We start from the raw sequence: 20,663 nt of genomic DNA on the forward strand, positions 1-20,663 counted from the left end.
AAAACAAAACTGATTATGTGCAGTTCGCTGAAGGTGTGCATTTTCATTTAGCGGGGTAAAAATTTCTGTTCCTATAGTGGCTGTATGAATCGCTCATTTTTCCGAAACGCAGGTGCTGCGTGCTGCCATTGCAGTAGTCAGCCTGCTAGCCACCTCTGCATGCGCTGCCGATAACAAAGAAGCAGCACCGGCGAAGGATAGCTCTTCCTTGAAGATCTTTGCCACCACCGGATACATCGGAGACGCCGTTAAAAATGTGGCTCCCGACGCGAACCTTACCGTTATGGTGGGCCCTGGCGGCGACCCTCACACCTACCAGCCCTCAACTTCGGACGTGAAGGCTATGCAGGAAGCCAACATGATTGACCAGCTTAAAGGCCTGGGAGATAAACAAATCGCGCTGGCTGAGCAGATTCCAGAAAACATGTTGTTGCCATGGGAGGAAGATGGCGACCATGACGATCATGAGGGCCATGACCACGAGGGCCACGATCATGCAGGGCATAATCACGGTGCCTGGGACCCGCATGTATGGAATTCCACGGACAACTGGAAGCTCGTCGTTGATCAGATAGTAAAGAAGATGTCTGCGGCAGATCCCGGTAAAGCCGATACCTACAAGTCCAACGGTGCAGACTACAACAAGAAGATCGACGAGACTCAAGCTTATGTGCAGGAAAAGATCAACACGATCCCTGCTGACCAGCGCACATTGGTTTCTGGCCATGATGCCTTCCGTTACTTTGGCAAGCAGTTCGGCTTAGAAATTAAGGCGACTGACTTTGTGACTTCGGATGCGCAGAGGTCTGCTGCTGAGCTGAACGACCTGGCAGAGTTCATCGTGAAGCATAAAGTTCCAGTCATTTTGCAAGACGCTTCTGCGAACCCACGGGCAGTCAAGTCCCTGGAAGAGAACGTGGCAGCTAAGGGCGGAAAAGTTACTGTCAGTAGCGCAGAGCTCTACAGTGACTCACTCGGAGCCACAGCACCTGCGGATACGTACACCGGTGCGTTGCGCTACAACGCGGACACTATTGCGGCCGCTTACAAGGGCTAATCCGAGAAACTTCCCGGCGATCAGCTGGGAAGTTTTGCTATCTGCCTACGGTTTTCCCATAGTGTTTGGAGGAAACGCACAGAAGCGGAGAGTACATCTCTTGGAGTGGAGAAAACAATGGCAGCGGAAACTCACGTAGTATCGCCCTCTCGCCCGTGGGACGAGGTTATAAGTGTTCAGCGGTTATGGACTGCGATTCTCGGAGTTCTCACCGTGGTGATCATGGGCTTTGTGATTAAGCCGATAACCAGCGATCTTTTTGTCACCCAAGCCATGAATGACCAGCGAAAAGGCGCTGTTGGGACACTCGTGGATACCATCTACTATGGCTTGGAACCCGCCTATGCGCTGGTACTCACGCTGGTTGTTTCTGCGCTAGTGGGCATTGCGTGCAAACAAGTCCGAATAGGGCTGCAATGTGCAGTGGCCATTGCGATCACATGGGTGCCCGTGGTCTTTATCAAGATGCTTATTGAGCGTCCTCGACCCAGTTCAGAGATGCTTTCCAATCCCATCCCCGTGACTCCGGGCGATTGGTTGTTCCCCAGTGGGCACACGACGTATGTGACGGCCTTGGCAATGATGTTGATGCTTACTGTGGGCGCTCGGCTGCCGTTGCTCCTACGAGCCCTTTTCGTGCTTTGCGCTGCCCTAGGTATCGCCGGTGTGGTGCTGACCATGGGAGTGCATTACCCCACGGATGTGATAGCTGCGGTTATCTGGAGCACGACGGTAGCGCCGTTTGCGTGGAACCTGATCGATAATGTGGGGCGTCGGGTTAGTCGTTGTGAGAACGCTAGCGGTCGCACCGCTGAGAAAACCGCAGGAGAGATTTTCTAGCGTTCTCAAAAACGACAAGAAACCTACTTGCTGGACTCTTCGCGGATGCGCTTTTGCAGACGCCGCACGTGGACTGCAGCCCCTTTGCCCTCATAAGCCTCTACGACGTCGTCGACGGCGCCTGCCTGCCTGACCGTTCCGTGGTCGATCCAGAGCGCGGAGTCGCAGAGCTGGACGAGGAAGTCGTTAGAGTGCGATGCGAAGACGAGGATGCCGGATCGTTGTACGAGGTCGGAGAGACGTTCGCGAGCTTTCGCCATGAAGGCGGCGTCGACGGCGCCGATGCCTTCGTCGAGAAGCAAAATTTCGGGCTCAATCGAGGTGACTACCCCGAGAGCAAGACGAATACGCATGCCAGTGGAGTATGTGCGTAGCGGCATGGCTAGGTAGTCGCCTAGTTCGGTGAACTCGGCGATTTCATCCATTTTTTGCTTCATCTGCTTGCGCGTTTGTCCCAGGAACAGGCCGCGGATCACGATGTTTTCAAACCCCGAGATCTCCGGGTCCATGCCAACGCCGAGGTCAAAGACAGGGGCGACGCGCCCGCGGACATGAGCGGAGCCGCGTGTGGGCTCATAAATGCCAGAGAGTAGCCGGAGCAGTGTGGATTTACCGGCGCCGTTGTGCCCTACGAGGCCAATGCGGTCGCCCTCTTTGAGATGCAGGTTGACGTCGCGAAGCGCCTCCACAACCACGGTGTTGTCTTTGTTGCGCCCGATGGCACCGCCGGCAGCACCGAGGAAGGCTTTCTTCATGGAACGCGACTTGGCTTCGAAAATGGGGAAGTCGACGCAGGCGTTATAGGTATCAATGGAAACCATGGTGTTGTACTCCTTCTATACCCAGTAGCTCACACGGAAGCGCCACTGCTTCATTGCAAGCATGGCTAGGAAAGTGCCCACGACGGTGCATCCGATGACAACGTACCAGTTCAATGGGTTGATGGGGGCGCCGATCAAGGGGGCGCGAACAACCTCCATGTAGTGATAAAGGGGGTTGAGCATGGCTAGTTTGGCGCGTTCGGAAACAGCTCCGCCTTGTGCGTAGAGGGTCTGCGTGGTCCACACAATGGGGGTGACATAGAACAGGAGCTGTGTGAGGGCCTCAAGAAGAGGGGAGAAGTCACGGTAGCGGGTAGCGATGATGCCAAAGAACATGGACACCCATACGCCGTTAACCACGAGCAATGCGATGGCTGGGATGCCCAGGAGGATGTCCCAACCCAAAGGGCGCGGGAATACGAGCATCAAGATGAGCCAGATCACCATGTTGTGGAAGAGGAAGAGCGTTTGCTTCCATACCAGTCGGTACACGTGTACCGAAAGGGCAGAGGGGAGTTGTTTGATCAGCCCCTCATTGGTGATAAAGACTTCGGAGCCTTCTTTAATGCAGCCGGAGATGAAGTTCCACATGATAAGACCCACGGTGACGTGGGGAAGGAACTCGGCGACAGGGATCTTGAACAGCACAGAGTAAAGCAACCCGAGGGCGAGGGCCATGACACCAGTGGCGATGGTGATCCATAATGGGCCTAGGACGCTTCGGCGGTAGCGTTGCTTAATGTCTTGCCATCCGAGCTGTAGCCAGAGCTCGTGTTGCTTGAATCCACGGACGAGATCAGACCATGCGGCTGCCAAGGTTTTGGACCGCGATGGCTTGGGGTCAACGTCGTCCACATGCGTGATACGAGCGATCATCGACTCGAGACTCTCGGGATTATTTACTTTGGTCTGTTCCTGCACGAATACCTACCCTAGCTGGGTTGGTGCGCGGAATGAATCCGGCAGGCATAATAAGTGAGTTCGTTGGGATGAAATTGGCAGTTGTTTCCGTTGCGGTGGTGTTGCTTTGCATATTTTTTAAGCGATGCTCTGGAACTTTCAGGGAGTGAGAGATGGCGTTTGATGTAGCTCGTGTGCGAGGTGCTTACACCTCCGTGAGCGGTACGTGGACTTATCTCAATGCACAGGAGCAACCGCAAATCCCGGAACGGGTGTCGTCTGCCGTTTCCCGAGGTTTTCGCAGTGCACCGCTGGCGGCAGAAATTGAGCGGGGCGCGGGATCGCATGCTCTATTACAGCGTGCGGGACGTTTTATTGCCGACGATCACATGTATTCGGCGCGGATGGCAATTGCGGATATGACGGGAACGTCACCGGAAGCTGTGCTTCTTGGCCCGAGCCGTGATGTGCTTTTTGCCCGGTTGTCGCGCGCGTTGCGGCCGTTGCTTCGGCGTGGGTCTTCCGCTGTGTTTTCGCGCACAGATTCCTGCGGCCTTGATCTCGATGCAGAAATACGTTGGGCGGAGCCGGATCTGGGCACAGGCGAGGTGCCTGCGTGGCAGTTTGCCAAGCTTGTCGACGGCAGCACCCGCGTCGTTGCGCTCTCCGCCGCCAGCCGCCAAGTAGGAACGATTAACCCCATTCTAGAGATCGCGGAACATGTGCATGATTCCTCCCGCGCGTGGGTGCTTGTCGACGCCACCCCACTCGCCGGACATCGCCCCATCACTCTGGAAGCCCTAGGCGCGGACATCATCAGCGTGGACTGCGTTGCCTTTGGTGGCCCCCAAGTTGCCGCCCTGGCATTCCGCGACACCATGATGTTCCCCCGCATAGACATGGAAGCTTTTGATACCCCTGTTGCCGCAGGTCTTGCCGCTGGTGTGCCCGCAGCCGTAGACCACCTTGCAGACCTCGACGAAGACGCACGCGGAACCCGCCGCTATCGCCTGGCACAGGGCGTGGAGTCCGCAGCAAACTATCTGGGGTGGCTGGGGACCTACCTTGTGGATTCCATCGAGTCGCTCCCTAACACCCACGTCTTCGGTGTGACCGGTGAAGCCGCCGCAGGTTCAGACGTGGACCGGATCCCACACGCGACTTTCTGCATCAACGGTGTTCCAGCCGACATGATCCAGCAACGGCTGATAAACAATGGGCTGGTGGCCACGGTAGCTGAGCCAGACCCCCTCCTGACAGCAATGGGAATTGGCGACACTAAGGGGGCCATCTCCGTGGGGCTAGGGCCCTACAACACGGTCGCGGATGTGGACCAGCTCATCCGCGTTGTGGCGAGCTTGGCCTAGCTGGTGGCGTCGGCAAGCAATACAAGCGTGCCGGACACCTCACCGGAATCCAGCAACTCATGGGCTTTCTGAGCCTCTGACAGCGGCATCGTGGCATGAATGCGGTGAACGATTCTGCCCGATTCCAGCAACGGCCAGATGTTTTTCACCGTGTCAGCGACTATCCGAGACTTATCCGAGCGGTCGCGCGCACGCAAAGCGGTGGCTGAGATCGTCCCGCGTTTGCTCAGCAACCGGCCGATATTCAGTTCGCCCTTCACCCCGCCCTGCATCCCGATGGTGACCTGATGCCCATCCATGGCTAGCGCACGGACATTCTGGTCAAGATACTTGGCTCCCATGATGTCCAAGATGCGGTCGCACTTGTTCTTGAGAATCTCCGCGAAATCTTGCTCACGATAATTGATCAGGATGTCCGCGCCGAGCTCGCGACACACCTCAAGTTTTTCCGCGGAACCCGCCGTGACCGCCACCGTGGCGCCGATATGTTTAGCCATCTGAATAGCAAACGTGCCGATTCCGCCGGCACCGCCATGAATGAGGATCGTGTGCTCCGGCTTGAGACCAGTCAGCATGCCGATATTCGACCATACGGTACACGCGACCTCAACGATTGCCGCGGCCTCAGCAAAGGAATAACCAGCAGGAATCGGCATGAGCTGTCCCTCAGGAACCACAGCGAGCTCCGCATAGCCGCCACCAGCCAAAAGACAGGCGACCTTGTCGCCCTTCTTCCACGAGGTATCGCCTGGATCTTCCACAACGCCAGCGCACTCAAGTCCCAGAATCTCCGACTCTCCGGGAGGTGGCGGGTAATGTCCCGCAGCCTGCAGTAGGTCTGCACGGTTAACCCCGCTGGCCTTAACACGAATCAGGGCACAACCAGATTCTAGCTGCGGATCGGCGACGTCTTGATACGACAATTGCTTGTTTTCATCGATGATGATTGCCTTCATATCCACCCACTTTAAAGAAATTCGCCTACTTCGGGTAGACTCCTTAACTTGTTGGCACGCTTTAAGCGCGCGAACGCGATGGAGATGTGGCAGAGCGGCCGAATGCACTGGTCTTGAAAACCAGCGATGGGAAACCATCCCAGGGTTCAAATCCCTGCGTCTCCGCCGGTAGTGAAACCGCAGGTTGTGAGCGACCTGCGGTTTCTTCTTTTTGCTACTTAACCCAGGGCTAAGCGGTAGCGAGGTTCTTCGCAGTCTGATGGGTGACGCCGAGTAGCTGGCCGACGTCTCGATATGTGAGTCCTTGATCGTGAAGCGCTTTGGCCGTGGAACGCATAGATGCTGTCGCCTCTTCCTGTGCTTTTGCTGCACGGTTACGCAGATCAAGGGCTTCTGCCACCTGTGACTCGATGTCGCCCACAACGACGACGTTGATGGTGGCGGTTTCAGGGTGGGGTTCTATTTCGGGGAAAAGTTTCAGAGCATCGCGTACCATGTCTGGGATCTGGTCGAGACGGCGGGTTTGGGTAAGGATGTTGGGGCGTTCTTCTAGCTGAACCCCCCACCAGCCTTCTTCTCGGAAGGCTTTGGCGGTGTATGTGGTCATGTTCCTATTCGATTCCTAGTTATTTGCCGGTTTCTCTGTGTCAGGGGAGTGGGCCATTTTGTCACATCGATTTGTAAAATTAACTTTACGAGTTTTGTAAAGTTAATTTTACGGGTTTTAAAGTGGGAGTACTACCCTGACTTTCTCCCACGGTCACGGTAACGAGCTGGGGGCAGGTCGCGTGTAAGGCGTCCGACGGAGTGGCGCAGTGAGTCTTGAGCGCGTCCTGAGCGTAGAACAGGTGTTGTGTGTTCATCTGTCCGCAATAGGTGGGCAGGTGTCCTGGCTCGCCGGGGTGTTTCCTGTTTCACTTATGGCACGTATATGGCACGCGCCGGGGGTGGTGGTTGTTAAATCCCTGCGTCTCCGCTGCTAGTGAAACCACAGGTTGTGAGTGACCTGCGTTTTCTTCTTTTTGTCTGGATATGTGGGGTTAGGGGGAAAATGTGTGTCGGGTCGGCGTGTCGTAAAGAGCTGGTTGCTCTGTTTGCTGGTCGTTTTTCAACCAGCGGGGTTGAAGGTGTTCTTTGGTGACTCGAAGAAAGGATGCAACCATTTCCCTTTCGAACGAGGTGTTCCTGGCTTTTGTAGAGGCGAGTGTGAGCTAGGGGCAACAGGAGCGAGACTCAGTCAACGATGAGAATCTTCTTTCTTCATTAAAGATAAAACAGTGGACACAGTGTCCACTTGCATGCTTCCGTCTAGGACGGAAACAAAAGCCCCACGATAATTCTTTAGATCTAGGACAATCGCCGACCCAAATCCGTTGGCATAACCGTTATGCCATGCCAGCTCACCAGTGGAACCAGTGGCCTCCTGAATAAACCACCCGGCTCCGATGGAATGCGGTAGGCCGTCAGAGCTTTCAAAATCTGTACGGCTTAATGGCGTGAAAGCGCTTGTCCAGCCCGGCAGCGGATGGTTGAGTATGGCGTCCAGAATGATGATCATATCGTCTGCTGACGCTCGAACCCCACCAGCTGGAGCGTAGCCTTCTCCCGTCCAAGGTTCCTGTGTGGTGTTGAATATGCTCAATCCGGGAACGTCGCCAGACAGCTCTAGATCGCCGGGTCCCGGCACATATAGGCTCGGGCAGCCCAGCGGTTTTGCTATGCGATTGGCAATGAGATCCGGATAGGAGACTCCATCGGCGGCGGCCAAGGCGTGCCCAAGCGCAGAACCCCCAAGATTGGAATAGTGAAATCCTTCGGGACGGACAGGGGCTTTTCTTAAATGGGAGACAAACTCCTCGAGAGTTTCCGGTTGGGGATCTTTCCTCCGCAACAGACGCCAACGAGACCGGAACGAAGCGCGTCGTCCGCCACCAATGGTTGGCAATCCGGAAGTGTGAGTCACGAGAGATTCCCGGGTTACTAAACCGGCGTCCACACCAATCAATGGAAGGAATTTATTCAAGGTGTCTTCTCCTGACACAGTGCCTTCAGTGACCATTGAGGAGTAGATCAACCCATTGAGGGCTTTGCCTATCGACCCCATGTGGAACGTACGCTCTGGGGCAACCCCCACTCCCGCAGTAAGTGATCCGTTTGGGGAGTCCAGGACTAACGAACGCTACGCACGCTCCGAGATGATCCGTTCCGTCCAGCTCGCGTTGAAGCTTCGCTGATAACAAGCGATCACCGTAAAGGTGTGTGAGTTTATCCTTCATACTGCACCTATTTCCAAAGTTGCAGTACTTCCATGATCGCTTCTCCAAAAGCAGACTATCCACGATAGTCCTACTCTCCTGATGCGATGATGCAGGCCATTAATGGAATCACTCGGGCCGCAGGAATCTCGTAATAGCCGCGAGTAACTGCCTGTAGCCAGCCGGCATCCACAAGTTGTCGTAAGTGATGATGTAGCTGGCCTGTAGTCCCCAAAATATCCAGAACAGCCAAATCGGCCGTCTTATGAGTTCCATTCATGATGCACCTCAATAACTCCAGACGTACAGGGTGTCCAAGAGCAGCTAAAGCCGCAGCGCTGCCATTCCATTCTCTGTTGAGTAGATTCTCGGAAAGTCGCTCTTGTTGCCAAGAACGGACGCGATGAGTTTGTTTCGTCTTGTTCTGGTGATCTTCTGCTAAATCCTCAAAGTGATTTTTGGGGAACGGGAAGATGGGTAGCTAAGCAGTCTGTACGGCTAAGAGCGTTCTTCCTCTTTGCTGGGGTTTTCATCTAAAGTTCCTAGGGCTCCTCCGATAAAAACAATGATGGCCGAGACTACAAATGCGATAGCAATGGATACGGCGATAACGGAAAATTCGTTCCAATCTGTTGTGCTACGAAGTGCTCGTGACGCGATTAACGCGACTACGATTCCGGATATAAATGGAACCTTTTTCTGTTGCATAGCCTCATTCTTTCGTAGCGTAGAGATCAAAAAGGATGATTAGTTAGCGTTTGGGACAAAGTGCTTCTTTAGCTGCCTGGCAAGGACGATACGGCACCACTTTTGAGAAGCAGAAGCAATTAGCAATTGCGTCAAAAAGGATCGTTAGTGCATTTAGGAGCTAGATTCTTTGTATTTCTGTTTCTGTTACGAGAGCTCTTTTAATGAATAACCATTAGAACGTATCAAGTCAGGTATCTTCATACTCGCGTACATATCTGCTTGAAGCAAGCGTCTATTCTCGCGCCAACGCAGTCTTTAAAACCGCTAGAGCATAGCAACAAAGATCTCGCCCAAATGTTCGTTGGTGCATTTTGCAGTAAACTGCTTCCGCGCCGGCCATTGTGTAGATGCACGGTGAATCCGTGGCCTACTATGAGTCCACCGTCGACGAGGAGAATCTCGGTCCGGACGGCTCAGCGGACGGAATCAAGCCCGCTGAGGCTGGGGGTTCATACTACTATGAGAAGCTTGCATCCCAGGCAGCAAGAAGGCGATCGGTTTCCTCGCTATTGGTCACGGTGATTCGGACTCCCTCAGGGAATGCGCGGACGACCACGTCATGGTTGCGGAGCTGCTCAGCTATTTCCATGGGGGACTCTGGGCGGGAATCGGCGGGGATCCATACAAAGTTGGCTTGAGAGTGGCCTGCGCCAACATGGTCAGCTACGCGGTCGCGATTGGTCACTACCTCTTCAGTGCGTTCCATGAGCTCGTCGAGGCTTTCTAATGAGGCGATTGCGCCCGCCTGAGCAACGGCGTTCACGCCGAAGGGGAGAGCGACTTTATTGAGCGCTTCAATGAGGCTAGGGGAGCCGAAAGCGTAACCGATTCGGATGCCTGCCAAACCAAAAGCCTTAGAGAAGGTTCGGAGGCCTACGAGGTTGGGGTAGGCATCGATAAGCTCTGTGGCAAGAGGCGTATCCTCTGCGTGGACGTACTCGATATAGGCCTCATCAAGCGCAACAAGCACATTGCTTGGGACCTTGTTCATGAACGCTAGGAACGCGTCTTGAGAGATGAGAGTGCCCGTTGGGTTATTGGGGTTGCACACGAAAATGAGTCGAGTATTTTCTGTGATGGCTGCGGCCATGGCATCAAGATCATTGAAGCCCTCTTTAAGCGGTACGGCTACCGGCGTAGCGCCAGTCACATGCACAAAGATGGGGTAGGCCTCGAAGCTGCGCCAAGGGAAAATCACCTCATCGCCTGGGCCGGCGGAGATCTGAACTAATTGCTGGCAGAGAGCGGAAGAACCGCAGCCCACTGCCACTTGTTGGGCGTCTAAACCGAGATGTTCGGCCAGGCGTTTTCTAATCTCCTCAGCACCCATGTCTGGGTAACGGTTAACGGTGGTAGCGGCTTTTGCCATCGCCTCCGCTGCGCCGGGAAGTGGGCCGAAGGCGACCTCGTTGCTAGAAAGTTTTAACGCATGGTCTGCCTGTTTTCCAGGGACATACGTGGGAATCTGTGCCAGGTCTTCGCGAATCATGGCGTTAGTTTATCCTTTGGCTAGTAATTTCGTTCACTGGCCTTGCGTTTTGTCTAAAACGCCGTTCGCGATTAATATTAAGTGAGATTCTTTAAACGGAATCGCTGGAGACGTGCCAGAGCGGCCGAATGGGGCTCCCTGCTAAGGAGTTGACTTGTTTACGCAGGTCCGGAGGTTCAAATCCTCTCGTCTCCGCTCACTCTCACTTCGGTGGGAGCGTTTCACCGGGCCTGGTGGAACTTGCGCCCGTAGCTCAACGGATAGAGCATCTGACTACGGATCAGAAGGTTGGGGGTTCGAATCCCTCCGGGCGCACGATTAAAACCCCAGCTCACAGTATGTGTGGGCTGGGGTTTCTTTGCGTGTTTAGTGTGGGTGGGTGCTTGCCTTTTGCCCTGTGGCTCTTGCCCGTTGTCGTTTTTGAGAACGCAGCATGTTCTTGTCTTGGTGTTTTGCTAGCTGGATAACCCCTAGCGTTCTCAAAAACGACACAAGGTCTAGCCGCAGGCCCTAACCCTGTGCTTGTGGCAGCGCGCATCATAACGTTCATTTGGGGTTATCCTTCCTGCCTGTTTTCGCCGCAGAAAACCTCCACTTATGTGTTATCTAGCGAGCATTCCCCATTATGGGGGAGTGTCGAACCTATGCAAGCGTGGCATTTGTACAGGTGAAGCGATTTTTGCGGATTTGTCTTGGAATTTTTGGGAAAGTCTTCCCTTATAGGGGGTAAAGATTACGGCTTGTCACTGTAGATTACTGAGTGTCTTTCTTCACATCACCGTGATAATCGTGCACCCAGATGGTGGAGAAGCTGATCATTTTGCACTGAATGTGCGCGAACTAGCTGGAAAGTGAGTCCGTGAGTACCCCCATTACACATGAGTCTTCAGAACACGCGTTGGCTGAAGACGCAGAAGTCCGCGATCAAAGTGAACGCCGTCGCCAGATTATTGGCCTTTTTGTTGGTCTGGCACTGGCAGCGTTGGTGTATCTGATTTTCCCTGAGTCTTCTGTAGACGTGGTGAGCTCTGCCGATTCCAAGGGCTCCTATACTCACGGTGCATTGAGGATCACAGCCGCTATTGCAGTTTTGATGGGGGCTTGGTGGATGACTGAAGCCATTCCTCTGGCGGCTACAGCTCTGGTGCCGCTGGTTGCGTTCCCTTTGCTGCAGGTCATTGAGTTTTCTAAGATCTCAGCGCCGTATGCCTCGCCAACGATTTTCTTGTTCATGGGTGGGTTTATCTTGGCGCTCGGGATGCAGCGTTGGAATCTGCATCGTCGTCTGGCTTTGAGCGTGGTGTTGCTGGTTGGCACTAAGCCCAAGCAGCTTGTCGCTGGCTTTATGTTGGCGACTGGGTTCTTATCTATGTGGGTGTCTAACACCGCAACGGCCGTAGTGATGCTTCCCATTGGCGTTTCTGTTCTTCAGCTCACTGCGGAATCCGTTGGTGGAATGCGCGCACAGAAGAAGTTTGCCACGAGTCTGATGCTGGCGATCGCCTATTCTGCTTCGATCGGCTCATTGGGAACGATCATTGGTACGCCTCCGAATGCGCTGCTGGTGGCGTACATGGCGGAGAACCATGATGTTCACATTGGTTTTGGCACGTGGATGCTCGTAGGCGTGCCACTTGCCCTGGTGTACATGGTCATCGCGTGGTTCATCTTGGTGACCGTATTTAAGCCGGAAGTGGACACGATTCCTGGTGGTCGAGAGATGATCAAGGAAGAGCTGCACAAGATGGGTGCGATGAAGTTTGGTGAAGCCGCCACGGCTGTCATCTTCGCAAGCGCAACCCTTGCGTGGGTTTTTGTTCCGCTGGTTATTAAGTGGATGGGGTGGAAGGTCTCCATTGCAGATGCCGTTATCGGTTTGGTTGCCTCGATGCTGCTGTTCCTGATCCCTGCGGATCGTAAGACGGGTACCCGCTTGATGGATTGGAAGACCGCTAATGAGCTTCCTTGGGACGTGCTGTTGTTGTTCGGTGGCGGCTTGGCATTGTCCAAGATGTTCTCGGAGTCGGGATTGTCCCTGTGGATTGGTGAGACAGCTAAGGGCCTGGGAGTCCTGCCGTTGATCCTGCTCATCGGCGCTATTGCTGCACTGGTGCTCATCCTCACGGAATTTACGTCCAATACTGCAACTGCGGCGACCTTCCTGCCGATTATGGCTGGCGTGGCAGTGGGCATTGGGCTGAATGCGAATGGTGATCAGAACATTCTTCTGCTCACTATCCCGGTTGCGCTCTCAGCGACCTGTGCGTTTATGCTCCCGGTGGCAACCCCACCTAACGCAATCGCGTATAGCTCTGGCTTTGTAAAGATCGGCGACATGGTCAAGGGTGGCGTGTGGCTGAACTTGATCGGAATCATTCTGGTTACTCTGGTGACCTACTTCTTGGCGATCCCGGTTTTTGACATAGTTCTTTAACCGTCTATAAAACCCAGTAAGGCACCGAATGTCTTATGATGTTCGGTGCTTTTGTGTGACTGAACTTTGCCCCCAATAAGGGTCGAAAATCCTGTAAAACAGCAGTCGTCTGACGTTAAAATCACTAAATCGTTCCCAAGGGGTTGGGTGGCGGGTTATTGTAATGGTGAGCTTCCCTCTGGGTGTTACTGAGCCGGTCAGGGTGCACTTTTGTTGGTGTTGGTGCATTGCCGGTGTCCTCGGGCATGACCGGATGATCCCCCGCTAAGTCCATCGTGGCCTGCACTTGTTGGCCATATGAGCCTTGAGGAGCAGCCGTTATGCCTGAGCTAATTATTCGCCGCGTGCTAAGCAATAATGCTGTGCTCGCTGCGGAAAGCTGCTCGGAGGCGGGGGAGCGGATTCTGGTGGGGAAAGGCATAGGGTTTTCCAAAAAACCGGGGGACTACGTCGAGCACGGCGGCGGAAGCCGTGAGTATGTGGAGATTAGTGAGCAGCATCGTGCGCTTCTTGAGGGGCTGAGCAGCATTGATGAGGCTACCTTCCAAGTTATTTCAGCGAGCATTGATATTGCCGCCGATGTTTTAGGCATGCTTCATCCGAGCGTCTATGTGATCCTCGCGGAGCATCTGTCTTTTGCTGTGCAGCGAGTCGGGCGGGGTGAAACTATCCGTAACTCCCTCGTCGCGGAGATCAAAGCGGTGGTTCCGGAGGAGTTTTCAGCCGCTGAACTGGTGGTCAACTATCTGAACACACACCTTGATTCGATTGTGCTGCCTATCGACGAAGCCGCGTTCATCGCCCTCCACCTCCATGCGGTCCGCACCGGTGGCACTGTGAAACAACCGCTCGCGGTGGCAAACAGGATCGGGAGGGTGACCGCAAAAGCGCGCCAGCTACTCGACGCCCCCACGGAAGCCGGGAATGACGCGCTATCTATGGAGCTGGCCTTGGCTTATCGACGCCTTCAGCGTAAGCAGTTGCGCGATAACGTGCTGCTGGCGAGCGTCGAAAAGCTCTTACCGTGTGAGTATTCGGTCGCGGCGGCTTTGCTTGCTGACTTATCTGGTGAGTCGCAGCTCCCACCGTCCGTGCGCGGGGAGGCTGCGTTCCTCGCGGTGTTTTTGCACGGTTGGACGCAAGAAAACGTACACAACTAAATATCTCTCAATCTAAGAGAAGGGATAGATGATGAGTTCTGTTATGAATGCCCTGCAGCGCCTGGGAAAGGCCCTGATGGGCGCAGTTGCGGTGCTGCCGGTCGCGGCCATTTTGATGGGTATTGGTTATTGGATTGATCCTGTCGGCTGGGGAGCGGACAACACAGTTGCGGCAATCTTTATCCAGTCGGGCTTAGCGATTCTGGATAATCTCGGTTGGATTTTTGCCATCGCTCTTGCCTGCGGTCTAGCAAAAGACTCCAATGGTGCTGCGGCTCTGTCAGGTTTTGTGGGTTTTGCCACGATTACCCAGTTAATAGGGCCAAAAGCGGTATCCAGCTACAAAGGAATCGGCGATCCAACCAAACTAGAAGGCGACGCTGCCCTGGAATGGGCATCACAGGGGTGGAGTGCCATCGGTGGCAAGAACGTGCTCTTTGGCATTCTGGTCGGTGTGCTCGCAGCGTGGGTGTATAACAAGTTCCACGCGACAAAGTTGCCGGACTTCTTGGCTTTCTTCTCCGGGCGGCGGCTTGTTCCGATTCTGACCTCGTTCTTCTCAATAATCCTCTCCGGGATTATGTACTTTGTCTGGCCGATCATTTACAACGTGCTGTTTAACTTCGGTGAGTGGATTCAGGGCATGGGGCCTGCCGGTGCGGGCATCTATGGCTTTATTAACCGACTCCTGATCCCTACTGGCCTACATCACGCAGTCAACTCGATCTTCTGGTTCGACGTGATCGGTATTAATGACATCGGTAAATTCCTTGGCGGCGGCAAGACTATTGAGGCTGCCCAAGCAGCTACGGATGCCGCATCTTGCCCCGGCAACTGGATCGATGGGTCGTGCCAGGTTGTGGGTGTTATCGGCCAGTATCAGGCGGGATTCTTCCCAGTGATGATGTTCGGCCTGCCCGGTGCCGCACTGGCCATATATCTACGCGCGGAAGCTAGGCGTAAGAAGGTCGTTGGCTCCTTGATGCTTGCTGGTGCATTGGCTGCCTTCTTCACTGGTGTGACGGAGCCATTGGAGTTTTCCTTCATGTTCCTAGCTCCAGTTTTGTATGTTGTCCATGCGCTTCTTACTGGCCTGTCGCTCTTTATCGCTTCCGTCTTCCACTGGACGGCAGGGTTCGGATTCTCTGCGGGCTTTATTGACATGTTCCTTTCCTCGCAGAACCCGTTGGCGCACCAGTGGTGGATGTTGCTGGTCCTGGGAGCGGTCTACTTTGCGCTGTATTTTGGTATCTTCTACACCCTCATCGGCGTCCTACACCTCAAGACCCCAGGACGGGAAGATGAAGAGGAAGCGGAGTCGGAAAGCACGGCTGATGCCTCCGCTTCTGGGATGTCGGCACAGATTATTGAGGGTCTAGGCGGGCCGAGCAACATCGACGTTGTGGATTATTGCGCTACCCGTTTGCGCGTGACCGTCCGAGATTCCGCTCGCGTTGATGAACCCGCGATCAAACGAGCAGGCGTGATCGGCGTGATGCGCCCTGGCGCTAAAAACGTGCAGGTAGTGATCGGCCCGCAGGTGCAATTTGTCTACGATGAAGTCGCCGCGCAGCTGGCCGGAAAAGTGTCGCTGAAAGGTGAACAGGGCGAATAATGTTTGGGTTTGCCAAGAAGAAAGTCGTTGTTATTCCGCCTATCGACGCCCCCTTGTTGCCACTCAGCTCCGTCAGCGACGAAGTATTCTCCTCGGGCATGATGGGAGAAGGTTTCGCTGTGCAGCCTGTACAAGGAACGGGAGATGCAGGTGTCGGAGATATTGTGGTGCCGGTATCGGGAACGCTGGTCACGGTGTTCAAAACAGGGCATGCTTTTGCTATAAAGACTCCTGAAGGCCTTGAAGTCCTTGTTCATATCGGTCTTGACACCGTTGGGATGACAGGCCGCGGTTTTGTCTCCCACAAGTCATCCGGCCAGGACGTGGTTCAAGGGGAAACGGTGATCACCGTAGATTTTGATGCAGTACGAGCAGCTGGGTGTGATCCCGTCACTCTTGTGGTTTTTACCAATAAGAAATGCGTGGATCATGTGGAATCGGACGCGGGAAAAGTGACGGTGTTTCTGAACTAACCCCACCTGCTAAAAGAATTTTAATCCCCCGCACAACCGCATTGCGGCTCATTGCGGGGGATTAATTCTATCTAGTGGATTTTTTTGTGCAACTTTTCTTGCCCTATGCGCGTAGAGTCGTCCTAACACTTTTACGAGGCCGCTTTTTAGGAGGCACAATGTCCCCCATTCTGCACGGTGATCCTACGTGGATCGACCTTTCCACCCATGACCTTGAAGGATCACGAACCTTCTACAAGGAACTTTTCGGCTGGGAATTCAACAGCCAGGGTGGAGAATATGGTGGCTACAACATCATCCTGTCGGAAGGCGAACCAGTCGGCGGTGCCATGGACTCCCACATGGGTCCTGAAGGTCGTTCCGAGACCCCGATGGCTCCCACCGCATGGACCATATACCTCAAGGTTGATGACATGGACGTCGCCTTGGCTGCTGCGCTGGAAACCGGTGGACAGATCATCCTCCCGTCTATGCAGGTAGGGACCCTAGGATTCATGGCCATTGTGTCCGACCCCGCGGGCGGCGTGGTGGGGCTGTGGCAGGCCTTGGACTTCCCGGGCATCACCCGTGAAGCAGTCAACGGACAACCTGCTTGGTTTGAAGTAATGACCAAGGACTTCGATGCAGCAGCACCGTTCTATGAAAAGGTCACTGGCTGGAAGCTGAGCTATATCGGCGAAGACGGACAACCTACCGATGGCCCAGGCGACGGAATCCGCTACGCCGCCAACGCGCCGGGCGAGGCCGCCACGGCTGGCATGTGCGAGGCAAATTCCTTCCTTCCGGAGGAAGTTCCCAGCCACTGGCGTACGTACTTTACGGTCGCTGACGTTGACGCTACCGTGAACAAGCTCCAGGAGCTGGGCGGCCAGCTTCTCGACGGCCCCGTCGACACCCCTTTCGGCAGGATCGCTACAGTTGCAGACCCGCAGGGCGCAACCTTCCAGCTATCTAACCGTTAATCGGAATTAGGCGACTAATACTCGCTTTAAGCAGGTGTTTTGTTCGATGTATGCCAGTGGAGTATAGTTTAAGTCCGTTGCACGGCATCGCGTCGAGCAATCCACCTAAGCGCCCGTAGCTCAACGGATAGAGCATCTGACTACGGATCAGAAGGTTGGGGGTTCGAATCCCTCCGGGCGCACAAATAAAACCCCAGCTCATGGCATGTTTGAGCTGGGATTTCTTCATGCTGTGTGGATTGTTTGGTTGTTGGTTATTGTTGCAGGTTGTTGCCGTTCGTACCGAACGCATACCGAACATAGGCCGAACATAGGCCGAACAGAAACCGAACAGATAGCGAACAGGAGAACTTAATCAAATTAGTGCGGAGTGCATCTTGATCCCATATACACTGTAGGGAAAGGAGGTGAGTTCGCCATGGGTTACGATATCTCACTTACGGCAACGCTAACCGGTGCAACGGTTGCCCAACTTCAACGTTGGCGTAGGACGGGTCTGCTTGTTCCTGAGGCCTCAGCTTCTAGGCCGGTTGAATATTCTTTCCGTGATTTGGTCGCTTTGCGTACGATCGCCAAGTTACGGGCTCAGACATCGCTTCAGCAGATTCGCAAGGCATTTTCATCGTTGAGCGATTTTGACATGGTGGATCACCCTTCTAAGTATCAATTCGCCACCGATGGCAAGACTGTCAAGGTATGGACCGATGACGGATTCATGAATATGAGTCTGCAAGGGATGCTGTGGAATTTCACACGATGGTTCTGGAGAATGTCGCATGAGGTTCTTCCTTGATGAGTGCATGAATGTCAAAGTTGACGAACCACTAAGACAATGGCTTAAAAGGGACGAGTTTCTGCGATCGGGACCGAGTATCCCGTACGGGCTCTATGACATCTCTCTTATTCAGCGCCTAGAAGAACTGGACGTTGATGCGGTGATTACTAGCGATATCAAACAAATGCGATCCCCGATCGTACGTTGGAACGCGCTCAATGCCGTAGCAGTGGCATTCATTGGATCGGAGTGCCGCAGAGTTACGTTAAAGGGCGTGCTCGCCCTTTTGTCCAGGCCGCAAATCTACTTTCCGTAATTCATCATGTTCGAGCCCAATTGGAAGCAGCACAGATACCGCTTGCAATCGAGCTAAAGAGGGGCGTTAAGGACAGTGGCGAGCCAATAGCAGAAAAGTTCCCAATCTGAATTCGGCGTATTTGTAACATACGAGCTGGGCTACCCAATCACCCTAAAACCAGCGCGTCGACGTTCTGCCTCTGATGCTTCACGCATCGAGGACAGTTCTTCGGCGCGTTTCCTTTCACTTTCCATGTGCGCTTCCATCGCGCCGGGGATGGCGTCGAGTCCTTCTTCCCAGAGGTGTGCGTAGACATCAAGAGTCATAGCGGCACTGGAATGGCCGAGCATGAGCTGAACAGTTTTCACATCGGCACCGGCTGCGATAGCGATAGATGCGGCAGTGTGGCGCAACTCGTAGGTGTCGAGGTCACAAATCCCAGTCCAGATGCACAGGTTTTTCCACACGACCCGCCATCGGGCGGTAGTCCAGACTTTTCCGCGTTCGTCAGGGATCAGCCAATCATCCGGGTCTTTGCCTTGGGCATTGCGGTCTAGGCGTAAGAGGATGTCGCCACCGATGGGAACATCACGGTGGTTTCGTGTTTTTGTTGAGTCTTCGTGTCCTAAGTCGTTGACGTCACGGCGGATCATGAGACGCCCGCCTACTGGGTCTAGGTCTTTGACTTTGAGTCCTTTTGCTTCTCCTGGGCGCAGCCCTGTCATGACGAGGACTCGGAGAAGAAGTCGTGCTTGTTCGGTTGGTGCTTGTCTGATCAGTTCGTCGACTTCTGTGATTTTGAGGTAGCGGCGTTCTGATTTCTTTTGTTTTGGCAGTTCACCGGTTTTGGTGGGGTTTTGGTGGATGACTCCGAGTTCCACTGCGAGGTCGAGAATTCCGTGAATGATGAGGCCTACTTTGCGCATGGCTGATTCGCTGAGTGGTCGCGGTGGTTGGCTGGCTGGGACGCCTTTCATTGTCGAGAGCGTGGGTATCCAGGCGTTGATGACCGAGCGTTGAATGTGTGCACAGGGGGTTTGTCCCCATTGTGGTCGGATGTGGACATTCCAGTAGCTGAGGTAGTCGCGTTTGGTTTTGTCGGAGACGTTTCCTTTAGCGGCGAGCCAAGGATCCCATAGGTCGGAGAGTGTGACGTCTGCTTTGTCTTTGGTGATCCAGGTGCCGTCTGCTTTCCGACTTCGGCGCGTGCTGCCCAGAGTTCTGCCTCGTCGCGGGTGGCAAAGCTCTTCGTTGCTTCGCGCCCGTTCTCAATCCAGACAGCCTGCCAGCGCTTGCCGACGCCCCATCGTTCTGAGTGGATGCGTTTAGTCCGGGATTCAGTGTTGGGGTTTCTTTTTGTCCAGAGGTCGCGGACGGTGGCCATGGGGTAGACTTCTTCCTTGTCGGGGACGAACTATTTAGAGTTTCCGAATAGTTCAATCCCTGCGTCAGCTCCCTTTCACGTCCTTCCGCCAAGATGACCGTGGAAGGGAGTCTTTGTTACTTCATATGGTTTCTGTTGGTACTGGGGAGCCTGGACGATTGGTGTGCCAAGATTTGATTTCTTCGGCGTCCCATAGCCTGGTTTTCCCCAGGATGGTGGCCACGTAGTTGGGGGTGCGTTCGTTGGCTGAGTAGTTACGCCATGTGGCGGGTGTTACGCCGATGTAGTCGGCGCATTCTGGGCCGGTCCATAGTTCGCGGCCAGTATCTTTGTCGATGATGCCGGGGTTCATGATTATGCCTTATCTGTGCGGATGTGGCGGGCGATAGCTGAGCAGGTGACGATAGCGCCGATTATGAGAGTCCACGTCCAGCCTGTTGCAAGGTAGGCGAGTGTTGTGACGAGGATGTATATTGCGGCGTTGTTGAGTGGGGTGTTCATTGTTTTCTCCGGTTTGTTAGTGTTAGGGGGTAGCCCCCGGTTCCGGATAGTTGGGATATCTGGAACCGGTTGGGCTATTTCTTTTTTCGTTTCTCCTTCTTGATGATGATGTACCATTTCCATGTTGTCACCTCCTTCCTGTTCACACACCCATTATAACACTACATAGCGTTACGTTTCAAGTGGTAAAATAACGACCATTACAAACAAAGGCACCTCAACACGCCCTCTTCTCCTGCTGAATTCTTCCCTGCACATACATCCGCATCCACAAAGTAAGCAGATGAGGCGTAACACCCAACTCCGCAGCCATCGCCGCAGCCGACCCCTCACACTCCCAACCAACAGCCTCCACATCACCAACATCCAAAAGCTGCCGCGCAGCCCACTCATCAGCCTGCCGCTCCGCGCCGGGAGTTGAGCACCCGTGCCCGTAGTGAGCATGTCCTAGTTCGTGGGCGATGGCACAGTGGCGGGTGACTGGGTCGAGGCCGGTTTTGATGAAGATGGTTCGTGTCGGTGGGTGAAAGCAAGCGTTGAGGGTGCATCCCAGATTGCTCGTCTCGATCACTGTGATGCCCATGTTGTGGGCGAGTGTTTCGAGGGCTGCTTCCACAGGGCTCATG

The 20,663-nt window shown here is 54.3% G+C and carries 22 protein-coding genes and 4 tRNA genes; 13 read left to right on the forward strand and 13 right to left on the reverse strand.

What is annotated here, in order from left to right; translation table 11 throughout:
* Positions 1–142 precede the first annotated feature (142 nt).
* Together ET810_RS05400 and ET810_RS05405 are read left to right on the forward strand one after the other, a co-directional pair.
* Positions 143–1,057, forward strand: coding sequence for a metal ABC transporter substrate-binding protein (locus ET810_RS05400; protein ID WP_375167326.1), 915 nt, complete (start codon positions 143–145; stop codon positions 1,055–1,057).
* Between the two features lie 117 nt (positions 1,058–1,174).
* Positions 1,175–1,897 (forward strand): phosphatase PAP2 family protein, encoded by a 723-nt coding sequence (locus tag ET810_RS05405; protein WP_087453172.1) that lies wholly within the window; start codon positions 1,175–1,177, stop codon positions 1,895–1,897.
* Positions 1,898–1,920: 23 nt separating this feature from the next.
* On the opposite strand, the gene wzt is transcribed toward ET810_RS05405, so the two are convergent.
* Entirely contained in the window at positions 1,921–2,718 is a 798-nt protein-coding gene (gene wzt / locus ET810_RS05410) for a galactan export ABC transporter ATP-binding subunit Wzt/RfbE (RefSeq protein ID WP_087453173.1), read from the reverse strand.
* A 15-nt stretch (positions 2,719–2,733) separates the two neighbouring features.
* Positions 2,734–3,639 (reverse strand): galactan export ABC transporter permease subunit Wzm/RfbD, encoded by a 906-nt coding sequence (gene wzm / locus ET810_RS05415; RefSeq protein WP_013910567.1) that lies wholly within the window; start codon positions 3,637–3,639, stop codon positions 2,734–2,736.
* 152 nt (positions 3,640–3,791) lie between these two features.
* Here wzm and ET810_RS05420 point away from each other — a divergent pair, with 152 nt between their 5' ends.
* Positions 3,792–4,985 (forward strand): aminotransferase class V-fold PLP-dependent enzyme, encoded by a 1,194-nt coding sequence (locus tag ET810_RS05420; protein ID WP_087453174.1) that lies wholly within the window; start codon positions 3,792–3,794, stop codon positions 4,983–4,985.
* Here ET810_RS05420 and ET810_RS05425 read toward each other — a convergent pair.
* Positions 4,982–5,941 (reverse strand): NAD(P)H-quinone oxidoreductase, encoded by a 960-nt coding sequence (locus ET810_RS05425; protein WP_087454809.1) that lies wholly within the window; start codon positions 5,939–5,941, stop codon positions 4,982–4,984. The genes ET810_RS05420 and ET810_RS05425 overlap by 4 nt on opposite strands.
* A gap of 80 nt (positions 5,942–6,021) precedes the next feature.
* Between ET810_RS05425 and ET810_RS05430 the strand changes: the two genes are divergently transcribed.
* Positions 6,022–6,106, forward strand: a tRNA-Ser gene (locus ET810_RS05430).
* 64 nt (positions 6,107–6,170) lie between these two features.
* Here ET810_RS05430 and ET810_RS05435 read toward each other — a convergent pair.
* From ET810_RS05435 to hisC, 5 genes are all read right to left on the reverse strand, one after another.
* Complete coding sequence (locus ET810_RS05435) at positions 6,171–6,548, reverse strand: transcriptional regulator (protein WP_087453175.1); 378 nt, start codon at positions 6,546–6,548, stop codon at positions 6,171–6,173.
* Between the two features lie 630 nt (positions 6,549–7,178).
* Positions 7,179–8,075: a serine hydrolase domain-containing protein gene (locus tag ET810_RS05440; RefSeq protein WP_225870183.1), complete on the reverse strand. Its 897-nt coding sequence runs from the start codon at positions 8,073–8,075 to the stop codon at positions 7,179–7,181.
* A 212-nt stretch (positions 8,076–8,287) separates the two neighbouring features.
* The gene (locus tag ET810_RS05445; RefSeq protein WP_134316078.1) at positions 8,288–8,476 is read right to left on the reverse strand and encodes a hypothetical protein; all 189 of its coding nucleotides are present in this window, start codon (positions 8,474–8,476) and stop codon (positions 8,288–8,290) included.
* A 218-nt stretch (positions 8,477–8,694) separates the two neighbouring features.
* Positions 8,695–8,904, reverse strand: a complete 210-nt coding sequence (locus tag ET810_RS05450; protein ID WP_087453177.1) for a hypothetical protein — start codon at positions 8,902–8,904, stop codon at positions 8,695–8,697.
* Between the two features lie 499 nt (positions 8,905–9,403).
* Positions 9,404–10,435: a histidinol-phosphate transaminase gene (gene hisC / locus ET810_RS05455; protein ID WP_087453178.1), complete on the reverse strand. Its 1,032-nt coding sequence runs from the start codon at positions 10,433–10,435 to the stop codon at positions 9,404–9,406.
* Positions 10,436–10,541: 106 nt separating this feature from the next.
* On the opposite strand from hisC, the gene ET810_RS05460 reads away from it, so the two are divergent.
* The 9 genes from ET810_RS05460 (at position 10,542) to ET810_RS05500 (ending at position 17,872) form a co-directional block, all read left to right on the forward strand.
* Positions 10,542–10,630 (forward strand) — tRNA-Ser (locus ET810_RS05460).
* A 47-nt stretch (positions 10,631–10,677) separates the two neighbouring features.
* A tRNA-Arg gene (locus ET810_RS05465) sits at positions 10,678–10,750 on the forward strand.
* A 544-nt stretch (positions 10,751–11,294) separates the two neighbouring features.
* Complete coding sequence (locus ET810_RS05470; protein ID WP_087453179.1) at positions 11,295–12,869, forward strand: SLC13 family permease; 1,575 nt, start codon at positions 11,295–11,297, stop codon at positions 12,867–12,869.
* 320 nt (positions 12,870–13,189) lie between these two features.
* A complete protein-coding gene (locus ET810_RS05475; protein WP_087453180.1) occupies positions 13,190–14,029 on the forward strand; it encodes a PRD domain-containing protein in 840 nt (279 codons plus the stop codon).
* A 28-nt stretch (positions 14,030–14,057) separates the two neighbouring features.
* A complete protein-coding gene (gene nagE, locus ET810_RS05480) occupies positions 14,058–15,644 on the forward strand; it encodes an N-acetylglucosamine-specific PTS transporter subunit IIBC (RefSeq protein ID WP_225870469.1) in 1,587 nt (528 codons plus the stop codon).
* The gene (locus ET810_RS05485) at positions 15,644–16,117 is read left to right on the forward strand and encodes a PTS sugar transporter subunit IIA (protein WP_087453182.1); all 474 of its coding nucleotides are present in this window, start codon (positions 15,644–15,646) and stop codon (positions 16,115–16,117) included. The genes nagE and ET810_RS05485 overlap by 1 nt, the downstream gene beginning before the upstream one ends.
* Before the next feature lie 158 nt (positions 16,118–16,275).
* The gene (locus tag ET810_RS05490; RefSeq protein WP_087453183.1) at positions 16,276–17,079 is read left to right on the forward strand and encodes a VOC family protein; all 804 of its coding nucleotides are present in this window, start codon (positions 16,276–16,278) and stop codon (positions 17,077–17,079) included.
* A 109-nt stretch (positions 17,080–17,188) separates the two neighbouring features.
* Positions 17,189–17,261: transfer RNA gene (locus ET810_RS05495), tRNA-Arg, on the forward strand.
* Positions 17,262–17,497: 236 nt separating this feature from the next.
* Positions 17,498–17,872 (forward strand): helix-turn-helix domain-containing protein, encoded by a 375-nt coding sequence (locus tag ET810_RS05500; protein ID WP_225870182.1) that lies wholly within the window; start codon positions 17,498–17,500, stop codon positions 17,870–17,872.
* A gap of 438 nt (positions 17,873–18,310) precedes the next feature.
* Here ET810_RS05500 and ET810_RS05505 read toward each other — a convergent pair whose 3' ends face one another.
* The 5 genes from ET810_RS05505 to ET810_RS05520 form a co-directional block, all read right to left on the reverse strand.
* Positions 18,311–19,129 (reverse strand): tyrosine-type recombinase/integrase, encoded by an 819-nt coding sequence (locus ET810_RS05505; protein ID WP_225870181.1) that lies wholly within the window; start codon positions 19,127–19,129, stop codon positions 18,311–18,313.
* Complete coding sequence (locus ET810_RS12570; RefSeq protein ID WP_225870180.1) at positions 19,126–19,536, reverse strand: hypothetical protein; 411 nt, start codon at positions 19,534–19,536, stop codon at positions 19,126–19,128. The genes ET810_RS05505 and ET810_RS12570 overlap by 4 nt, the downstream gene beginning before the upstream one ends.
* Positions 19,537–19,657: 121 nt before the next feature.
* Entirely contained in the window at positions 19,658–19,888 is a 231-nt protein-coding gene (locus ET810_RS05510; protein WP_087453186.1) for a hypothetical protein, read from the reverse strand.
* Between the two features lie 2 nt (positions 19,889–19,890).
* Positions 19,891–20,160 carry a hypothetical protein gene (locus ET810_RS05515; RefSeq protein ID WP_087453187.1) on the reverse strand — a complete coding sequence of 90 codons (270 nt, stop codon included), beginning with the start codon at positions 20,158–20,160 and terminating at the stop codon, positions 19,891–19,893.
* Between the two features lie 94 nt (positions 20,161–20,254).
* A complete protein-coding gene (locus ET810_RS05520; RefSeq protein ID WP_134316077.1) occupies positions 20,255–20,662 on the reverse strand; it encodes an ImmA/IrrE family metallo-endopeptidase in 408 nt (135 codons plus the stop codon).
* Between the last annotated feature and the right edge of the window lies 1 nt (position 20,663).

Origin of the sequence: Corynebacterium silvaticum (assembly GCF_004382825.2) — a bacterium.
GTDB classification, from domain to species: Bacteria; Actinomycetota; Actinomycetes; order Mycobacteriales; family Mycobacteriaceae; genus Corynebacterium; species Corynebacterium silvaticum.